The sequence below is a fragment of the Pseudomonas batumici genome (assembly GCF_000820515.1).
Classification (GTDB): domain Bacteria; phylum Pseudomonadota; class Gammaproteobacteria; order Pseudomonadales; family Pseudomonadaceae; genus Aquipseudomonas; species Aquipseudomonas batumici.
Window position 1 is genome coordinate 1 of the sequence record NZ_JXDG01000023.1, and the last position, 8,869, is coordinate 8,869.

The 8,869-nt window shown below is 64.5% G+C and carries 6 protein-coding genes; 2 read left to right on the forward strand and 4 right to left on the reverse strand.

Annotation, left to right across the window (positions count from 1 at the left end):
• Together UCMB321_RS10875 and UCMB321_RS10880 are read left to right on the forward strand one after the other, a co-directional pair.
• Positions 1-1,452, forward strand: a 1,452-nt coding sequence (locus tag UCMB321_RS10875) for an AMP-binding protein (protein ID WP_040066375.1), incomplete at its 5' end; no start/stop codon positions are given.
• Between the two features lie 41 nt (positions 1,453-1,493).
• Positions 1,494-2,834, forward strand: coding sequence for an MFS transporter (locus UCMB321_RS10880; RefSeq protein ID WP_040066377.1), 1,341 nt, complete (start codon positions 1,494-1,496; stop codon positions 2,832-2,834).
• Between the two features lie 18 nt (positions 2,835-2,852).
• Here the strand turns inward: UCMB321_RS10880 and UCMB321_RS10885 are convergent, their stop codons facing one another.
• The 4 genes from UCMB321_RS10885 to UCMB321_RS10900 all read right to left on the reverse strand — a co-directional run.
• Positions 2,853-3,062: a hypothetical protein gene (locus UCMB321_RS10885; RefSeq protein WP_040066380.1), complete on the reverse strand. Its 210-nt coding sequence runs from the start codon at positions 3,060-3,062 to the stop codon at positions 2,853-2,855.
• Positions 3,063-3,073: 11 nt separating this feature from the next.
• Positions 3,074-4,492, reverse strand: coding sequence for an efflux transporter outer membrane subunit (locus tag UCMB321_RS10890; RefSeq protein ID WP_040066382.1), 1,419 nt, complete (start codon positions 4,490-4,492; stop codon positions 3,074-3,076).
• Positions 4,489-5,319 carry a helix-turn-helix transcriptional regulator gene (locus tag UCMB321_RS10895; RefSeq protein ID WP_040066384.1) on the reverse strand — a complete coding sequence of 277 codons (831 nt, stop codon included), beginning with the start codon at positions 5,317-5,319 and terminating at the stop codon, positions 4,489-4,491. Before UCMB321_RS10895 ends, UCMB321_RS10890 begins: the two co-directional genes overlap by 4 nt.
• A 283-nt stretch (positions 5,320-5,602) precedes the next feature.
• On the reverse strand, positions 5,603-8,869 hold a 3,267-nt coding region (locus UCMB321_RS10900), incomplete at its 5' end, for a condensation domain-containing protein (RefSeq protein ID WP_040066386.1).

Sequence of the window (8,869 nt, forward strand, 5' to 3'; positions counted from 1 at the left end):
GGCACTTTTGTCGCCCTGGTCCGGCACCGGGCCGCGTACCTGGTCAACGAGCACGGCATTGTCCCCGGCGATCGCGTCGCGCTGTTCATGAAGAACTGCTGCGAATACCTCGAATTGCTTTACGCCATCTGGTGGGTCGGTGCCGTGGCGGTGCCGATCAACTGCAAGCTGCACCCCGTCGAGGTCAGTGGGATCGTCGATGACGCCCAGGCCCGGCTGATTTTCACCGATGGTGGCGAGGTGTTCGCGCCCGATATCCCGCTGCCAGGTTGTCGAGAGCTGGATCGAGAGGACATGGGCGCATTCGAGTCGATCGCTTCGACGGCGCTGGCGACCCCTTGTTTGCGTCAGGCCGATGACCTGGCCTGGCTGTTCTACACCTCCGGCACCACCGGTCGCTCAAAGGGGGTGATGCTGAGCCATGGCAACCTGACGGCCATGTCGCTGTGCTATCCGCTGGATGTCGACCCGGTCAGCGCCGAGGATGCGGTGGTGTATGCGGCGCCGATGTCCCACGGCGCAGGTCTCTACAACTTCATCCATGTGCGCCGGGGCGCCCGCCATGTGGTCCCTGAGTCCCGTGGTTTCCAGGCCGACGAACTGTTCGGGCTGGCGAACTGGCTGGGCAATGTCAGTCTGTTCGCGGCGCCCACCATGCTCAAGCGCATGGTCGAGCAGGCCCGTCGTCAAGGCTATAGCGGGGAGGGCATCAAGACCATCGTCTATGGCGGCGCGCCCATGTACCTGGCGGACCTGAAGGAGGCGCTCAAGACCTTCGGGCCGCGGCTGGTGCAGATCTATGGCCAGGGCGAGAGCCCGATGACCATCAGCGCCTTGTCCCGCAAGGTGATCGCCGATCGCAAGCGCCCCGACTGGGCCACGCTGGCCGCGTCCGTGGGCCGGGCCCAGTCGTGCGTGGACGTGCGCATCCTCGACCCCCAGCACAAGCCGCTGCCGCCCGGCCGGATGGGCGAAATCGCCGTGCGCGGGCCCACCGTCATGCAAGGCTACTGGCGCAACGAGGCCGCCACGCGCCAGACCCTGGTGGACGGCTGGTTGCTGACCGGCGATGTGGGCTTTGTCGACGATGCCGGTTACCTGACGCTCACCGACCGTTCCAAGGATGTGATCATTTCCGGCGGCTGCAACGTCTACCCCCGGGAAGTCGAGGAGGTGCTGGCGCAGCATCCCGGGGTCTTTGAAGTCTGCGTGGTGGGCGAATGGGATGCACAGTGGGGCGAATCGGTGGTAGCGTTCGTGGTTGCGCGGATTGCCGGGACGCTCGACGAGGCGTCGCTCAATGCCTGGTTTGTCGAACGCATGGCTTCGTTCAAGAAGCCGAAGAAGTATGTCTTTCGCAGCGAATTGCCGAGGAACAGCTATGGCAAGGTCCTCAAGACCGAGCTGCGCCTGTGGTTGAAAAGCAGCGCCAATGACACCCGCGTTCCCTGACGAACGTTTTTACGGATAGCTATCAGACAGGAGTCCCTCTCATGGGCATGCAACACACAGACCCGGCCCGGCAACGGCGTCGGGCGTTTATCGGTGCGACATCCGGCCACTTGATCGAGTGGTACGACTACGGTGTCTATGGTTTTCTCGCCGTCTATATCGGCAAGTCGTTCTTCGTCTCCGACGACCCCACCACCAGTCTGCTCGCCAGCTTCGCCGCCTTTGCCCTGAGCTTTTTCATCCGGCCCCTGGGCGGGTTGTTCTTCGGTCCGCTGGCGGACCGGATCGGTCGGCGCAAGACCCTGATCGCGGCACTGGTGATGATGGCCGGTTCCACCTGCCTGCTGGGGTTGTTGCCTACCTACGCGACGCTCGGCATCGCCGCGCCGATCCTGCTGGTGTTGATCCGCTGCGTGCAGGGTTTTTCGGCGGGTGGCGAGATCGGCACCATCACCAGTTTCATTTCCGAGTACGCCGGACCCGGGCGTCGCGGCTTCGCCACCTGCTGGTTGATGGTCACGGCGGTGCTCGGCCTGTTGCTCGGCGGGGCGGTGGCCAACGGCATGACCTGGGCATTGGGCGCCGACCTGATGCAGGCCTGGGGCTGGCGCATACCCTTTCTGCTGGCCGCGCCCCTGGGCCTGATCTCGATGTACATCCGCCTGAAGTTGGAAGACAGCCCCGAGTTCCTCGCCTTGCTGCGGGCCGGTGAGACCTCGAAGGCGCCGCTGCGCGAAGTCTGGCAGTGGAAACGGGCGATTGCCCTGGTGTTCTTCATCATCACCCTGCACAGCTCGATCTTTTACCTGGTGCTGACCTTTGCCTCGACCTACATGTCGAGCATTCTCAAGTTCGACAGCGGTACGATCCTGCTCTACGTGTTCGTCTCCAGCTTCTCGGCGGCCTTCGTCATGCCGTTCGGCGGGGCGTTTACCGACCGCTACGGGCGCAAGCCGTTCCTGCTGGTGGTGGGCACCCTGGCCACCCTGGCGATGTACTGGCTGTTCAAGTCGGCTCCGACAGCCACCCAGGCGTCGTTTTTCTGGCCGTTGATGGCGGTGGCGATCCTGTTCGGGCTCTATGCCTCGTCGACCTATGCGCTGATGAGCGAGCTGCTGCCCACGCGCATTCGTTCGACCGGCATCGCGGTGGCGTACAACATCCCGGTGGCGGTATTCGGTGGCAGCGCGCCGCTGATCTCGACCTGGCTGATCAAGCTGACGGGAGACATCACCTCGCCCTGGTACTTCTACATCGGTACGGGCGTGGTGTCGCTGATCGCGCTGGTGCTGTTGCGCCAGGGGGACTTCGTCGCCAGCACCGGTGCTGCGCCGGCCCGGCAGGTCGCGCCGGGTGCGGCAACGCCGATGCCGGTGGGATAAGGAAGAGGGGAAGCGTCACTAGCCCTGGGGGGCCGGCATCGGCTCCCGGGGCGCGGGAACCAGGTCCCGTGCGGAATAGAAACCCTGCACCAACCGGTTCTTGGCCTGGTACTCGCACAGCACCAGCAAGGTATCGGGGAGATGGGAGGCGGTCGAGCCGTGCTTGACCACCATGATCTTGCCGCCCGAGCGAAGTCGCACACGTGTACCAGGTTCGAATGTGACCATCTTCAGTGATCTCACAAGGTTTTTTGGCTGCGTTCCGTCCAGCCGCCGCCCAGTGCCTTGTACAGATTGACCTCGGCGGTCAGCTGGGCCAACCGGTCGGTGATCAGGGTCTGTTGGGCGCTGAACAGCGAGCGCTGTGCATCGAGAAAGGTCAGGCTGTTGTCGACACCGATGCGATAGCGGCGTTCCGCCAGCTGGTAATACGCCTGGTTGGCCTGCACCAGATCGTTCTGCGCCTTCAATTGAGCCTTGTAGGTCTGGCGTGCCGCCAGGCCATTGGAGACTTCCTGGAAGGCGGTCTGGATCGATTTCTCGTATTGCGAGACGCGGATATCCTTCTGGATCTTCGAGTAATCCAGACTCGCCCGCAGGCTGCCGGCGTTGAAAATCGGGATATTGATCTGCGGTTGAAACAGCCAGCCCCCCGAACCGCCCTTGAACAGCCCGGACAATTCATTGCTGGAGGTGCCTGCGTTGGCCGTCAGGGTGATGCTGGGGAAGAACGCCGCGCGTGCGGCGCCGATGCTGGCATTGGCCGACTGCAACTGATATTCGGCCTGGAGAATGTCCGGGCGCCGTTGCAGCAGGTCCGAAGGCAGGCCCGCCGGTACTTCGGCGAGCCACTCGGAGGCCAGCGGGCGATTGGAAGGGCTGTCCGCGACCGAGGTGCCCACCAGCAGGGTCAGGTTGTTGAGGTCCTGGGCGACCTGGCGCTGGAAGGTCGCAAGGCTCGCTTTCGCGCTTTCCACCGCGGTCTGCGCCTGGGCCAGGGCCAGGGCCGAGGCGGTGCCGACTTGTTGACTGCGTTCGGTCAGGCGCAGGCTTTGCTCGTAGGAGCCGAGGGTGCTCTGGGTCAACGCCAGCAGTTCCTGGTCGGCGCGCCACGTCAGGTAGGCGTTGGCGACACTCGCCACCAGGCTCAATTGGGTGCTGCGACGGGCTTCTTCACTGGACAGGTAGGTCAGCGAGGCCTGGTCGGTGAGGCTGCGGATGCGCCCGAACAGGTCCAGTTCATACGAGCTGATGCCCAGTGTCGCCGAGTAACTGCCGCTGGTCACCGAGCTGCCGGTTTGCGTCAGGCTGGCCGGCACGTGCTGGCGGGTGCCGGTGCCATTGGCGCTGATCGCCGGGAACAGGTCGGCCCGCTGGATCCGGTATTGCGCCTGATAGGCCTCGACGTTGAGGGCCGCCACGCGCAAGTCACGATTGTTGGCCACGGCGCTTTCGATCAGTTGTTGCAGCGTCGGGTCGCGGAACAGCTCACGCCAGCCCATGTCCGCCGCCAGCGGACCCGACAGGGCCGGCGCGTAGGCGGGCGTCTGCGGGTACTGCGCGGCGACCGGCGCCGCGGGGCGCTGGTAGTCCGGAATCAGCGAGCAACCGTTCAGGGCCAGCGCCGCAACCAGCCAGGGGCTCAGGGATTTGTTCATGATGCTCCTATCATCCACTTGGCCAACCCATGTCGCCCGCTGACACCCAGTTTGGCGGCGGAACGCTTGAGGTAGGTTTCGATGGAACTGTTCTTGACGCAGAGTTTTTCTGCGATCTCAGGTACGGTGCCGCCGGCCAGCAACCCCAGGCAGACCTCTTTTTCGCGGGCCGAGAGGGTGACGTCGCAGGCACTCAGGCGCTCATTGAACTCGCGTTGCAGCTGCGTCTGTTCCATGGCCATCAAGGTGCGCGGTGTCGTCCCTCCAGCGCTTTTGACACTGGATTGGCGATGGGCACGGGCATGCCGTTCCGCCAGGGGCAACAAGGTCTCCGACAGGTATTTCAAGAAGGACAGCTCCTGCAGGGAGTAGTCGCGCTCCACCCGGGGGCGGTGCAGCGAGATCACACAGCAGCGATTGGCCTTGCGCGAAATCAGGCTGCACTGGTGGGACGTGCCGAGGCAGTTATTGTCCTTTTCGTTTTTCATCCGTGCATTCAGGTGGATCAGCAGTGCGTCCTCTACCTCCAGCACCCGCTTGACCAGGGGATGGTCGTTGCGATGCTTGGCATTGGTCGGGCAGACCGCTTGCATTTGCGGGCTCAGTTCAAGACCTGCGTAGCCCAGCAGCTGCACATCGACAACGGCCGACTGGGTGTCGTCGACGGTCCATTCACTGAGCTCGACCCGGCTGACCGACACCGAGGCGTTGATCAACTGGTGCATGTTGCCCAGGAACTGCTCGTTGCCGACGCTGGAAACCAGTTTTCCCAGCTCCAGGTAAATGTGGGCGTTCTCTACATCTCTAGCATTCGTCTGTTGGTTCATATGCTGATCCTGCATATTCAGAAGTCGCTTGCGATCCTGTCGTCGGAGGGGGCGAAATCCGTCCGTCCCCTCCGAGACGCTCAAGCCATTTCTTGTCCTGATACCCGGAAATTCGGGTATCACCCGTGAATCCCTTCACATAAACGATTCAGTCAGTAGTGATAATTAAGCTCAGTTATGTGGGAAAAGTCTGTAGTGGAAAACAGGGACATCCTACAGGTCTGACCAGGAGATGCTTAATTGACACTTTTTTTTGAGAATGAAAAGCACTTCTTCATAAAGTTCATGACGAGGTACCGTCCTTCAGTGCCTGGGAAATCGCCTGGCCCAGTGCGCTGACGTGGGGGGCCTTGACCAGCGTGTTATGGGTCCCGGGCAGTGCCGTGACGCTGATCGGGGCCTCCAGCAGCGCGCCCCAGCCCAGCAGCGGGTCGCTGCGTTCCTGCCCGCTGGCGGTAAACAGCGTCACCTTGAGCGGGGCGGGCGGGCTGACATAGGCGCCAATGGCCAGGCGTATCCCGTAGGCCACGGCGAGATGACTGCGCAGCAGGCTGGCGTCGACGTCCCGGGGCAGTTCCTCCGGAAGCAGATCGTGCTCCATGCACAGCGCCAGCATCGGCTCGATGGCATTCTCTTGCGCCAGCCCGGTCAGTTGCCGGAGCACCTCGGGATCGACCTGCTCGGGCAGCCAGGCCATCAGGAATTGTCCCTCGCTCAAGGATTCCGGCACCGCCGGCCCAGGGCGTGCCGAGGCGTCGATGATGCCGACGAATGCCAATTGCTCACCGCCGGCCTGCAGTTGACGGGCCATTTCATAGGCGATCAGGCCGCCGGCCGACCAGCCGGCGATCCGGTAGGGCCCTTGCGGCTGGACCTGGCGAATCGCTGCCAGGTAGCGCGTCGCCATGGCTGCCACATCGGACAACGGTGTTTCACCAGCGACCAGGCCACTGGCGGCCAAGCCGTAGACCGGCACCTGGGGATCCAGCACAGGGGCCAGATCGCGGGCATATTGCACCTCGCCACCCAGCGGATGGACCAGGAACAGTGGCCGTTCCGAGCCGGTACGGCGGATCGGCACCAGGTTGCTGCGCTGACCGGGGCGCGCCTGGCCGTCCAGGGCTCGGGCGAAACCGGCAATAGTCGGTTCGACGAACAGATCGCGCACCGCGATCGGCTTGCCGAGGATCTTGCGCAAGCGCGAGGTCATCTGCACGGCCATCAGCGAAATACCACCCAGGCTGAAGAAGTCGTCATGCCGACTGATCTGTTCGAGCTTGAACAAGTCCTTCCAGAGGTGGGCGATGGCGATTTCGGTGTCGCCCTGGGGTGCTTCGTAAGGTTGTGCCTCGGGCTGCGCCTCTTCGGCGGTGGCGGGGACCACCACGGCATGGGCCGAACGCGGCAACGCCGGGGTGTTCTCCAGCAGTTGACCGATCGACTGCCGGGCGTCGGCCACCAGATTCTCCAGGACCTTGGCAAACAGCCCGGCGATGGCCTCCACGGTCGCGGTGTCGAACAGATCGCTGGCGTATTGCAGGCTGCCACCGATACGTTCGCCGGTGTCGACCAGCGACAACGACAGGTCGAACTGCGTGGTGCGGTGGGCACTGTCCAGGGACTCCACGTGCAGTCCGGGCAGTTGCAACGGCGCCGGTGGCGTGTTGTCCAGGCTCAGCATCACCTGGAACAACGGGCTGTGGCTCATGCTGCGGGTCGGCTGCAAGGCGCTGACCACCTGCTCGAACGGCAGGTCCTGATGGTTGTAGGCCGCCAGTGTCAGTTCCTTGATGCGTCCCAGCATCTCGCTCACCCGGGTGTCGCGGTCGGTGGCGACGCGCAGTGCCAGGGTATTGGCGAAGAAACCGATCAAGGGTTCCAGCTCCGGACGCTGGCGGTTGGCGACCGGTGTGCCGACCACCACATCGGCCTGGCCGCTCAGGTGGCTCATCAGCACCGACCAGCCGGCCAGCAGCACCATGAACAGCGTACTGCCCTGGGCCTGGCTGAACGCTCGCAGATCGCGACTCAAGGTCGGGGAAAAGACGCAGTTGACGATTCCACCGGCATAACTCTGGATGGCCGGGCGCGGACGATCCAGCGGCAGGTTCAGCAGGCTCGGCGCGCCTTCCAGGTGCTGGCGCCAGAAGTCGACCTGCGCCTGCAGCGCCAGACCGTCCAGGGACTGCCGCTGCCAGGCGGCGTAATCCACGTATTGCAGGGCCAGGGCCGGCAACGGGTCCTTGTGACCCTGGCTGAACGCGCTGTACAGCACACTCACCTCATGGGCCAGGACACTGTTGGACCAGCCGTCGGAGACGATGTGATGCAGGGTGATCAGCAGCACATGTTCTTCATCGGCCATCTGCAACAGCTGGCCGCGCAGCAGCGGTCCCTGGTTCAGGTCGAACAGTTGCGTCGCATTGTCCTGGCCGAGGCGCGCCAGGGTCGCGGCGCGCTCTTCGGCCGGCAGTTCGCGCAGATCCTGCTGTACCAGCGGGAAGCGGGTGTCGGCCGGGGCGATTTTCTGCAGCGGCTCGCCGTCCACCAGTTCAAAGCGGGTGCGCAGGGTTTCGTGGCGCGCCACCAGGCGATCGAGGGTCGCTTGCAGGGCCGCCTTGTCCAGCGTGCCGGTCAGGCGCAAGGCCATCGGCAGGTGGTAGGCGGCACCGGCCGCGTGATCCAGGTGATCGAGGAACCACAGGCGTTGCTGGGAGAACGACAGCGGCAGCCGGCCCGAGCGGTTGGCCAGCGGAATCGACTGCGCCGCGCTCGGCGCCGTGGCGTTGACCAGCGCGGCCAGGCCCCGCACCGTCGGTGCATCGAACAGCTCGCGCAGGGTGATCCGCGCGCCGAGCTTGCGCCGCAGTCGCGAGAGCAACTGCACCGCCAGCAGCGAATGGCCGCCCAACTCCAGGAAACCGTCATGGCGGCCGACCTGATCCAGGTGCAGCAAGCCTTTCCAGATCTCGGCGATGGCCTCTTCGGTGTCGCCTTGCGGCGCCTCGTAGGCCTTGCTGGCCAGGGCGTCCTGGCCCGGGGCGGGCAGGGCACGGCGGTCGAGCTTGCCGTTGGCGGTCAGCGGCAGGGCGTCCAGATGGACGAAGGCGCTGGGCACCATGTACTCGGGCAGCCCGCTCAGCAGGGCGCTGCGCAGTTGCTCGGCCGGCACTGGCTCGCCGCAGACATAGGCGACCAGGCGCTGGTTGTCCGACTCGCCCTGGCTGTCGTCGCGGGCGATCACCACTGCTTCGCGGAGACCCGGGACGGCCAGCAGGGCGTTCTCGATTTCCCCCAGCTCGATCCGGAAACCGCGGATCTTCACCTGGAAGTCGTTGCGGCCCAGGTACTCCAGGGTGCCGTCGGCCAGCCAGCGACCCAGGTCGCCGGTCTTGTACAGACGGGCGTTCGGGGCTTGGGAGAAACGGTCGACGATAAAGCGCTCTGCACTCAGCTCGTCGCGGTTGAGGTAACCCCGGGCCACACCGGCTCCGCCGATATGGATTTCCCCGGCCACGCCCAGCGGTGCGGGCTCGCCTCGGGCATCCAG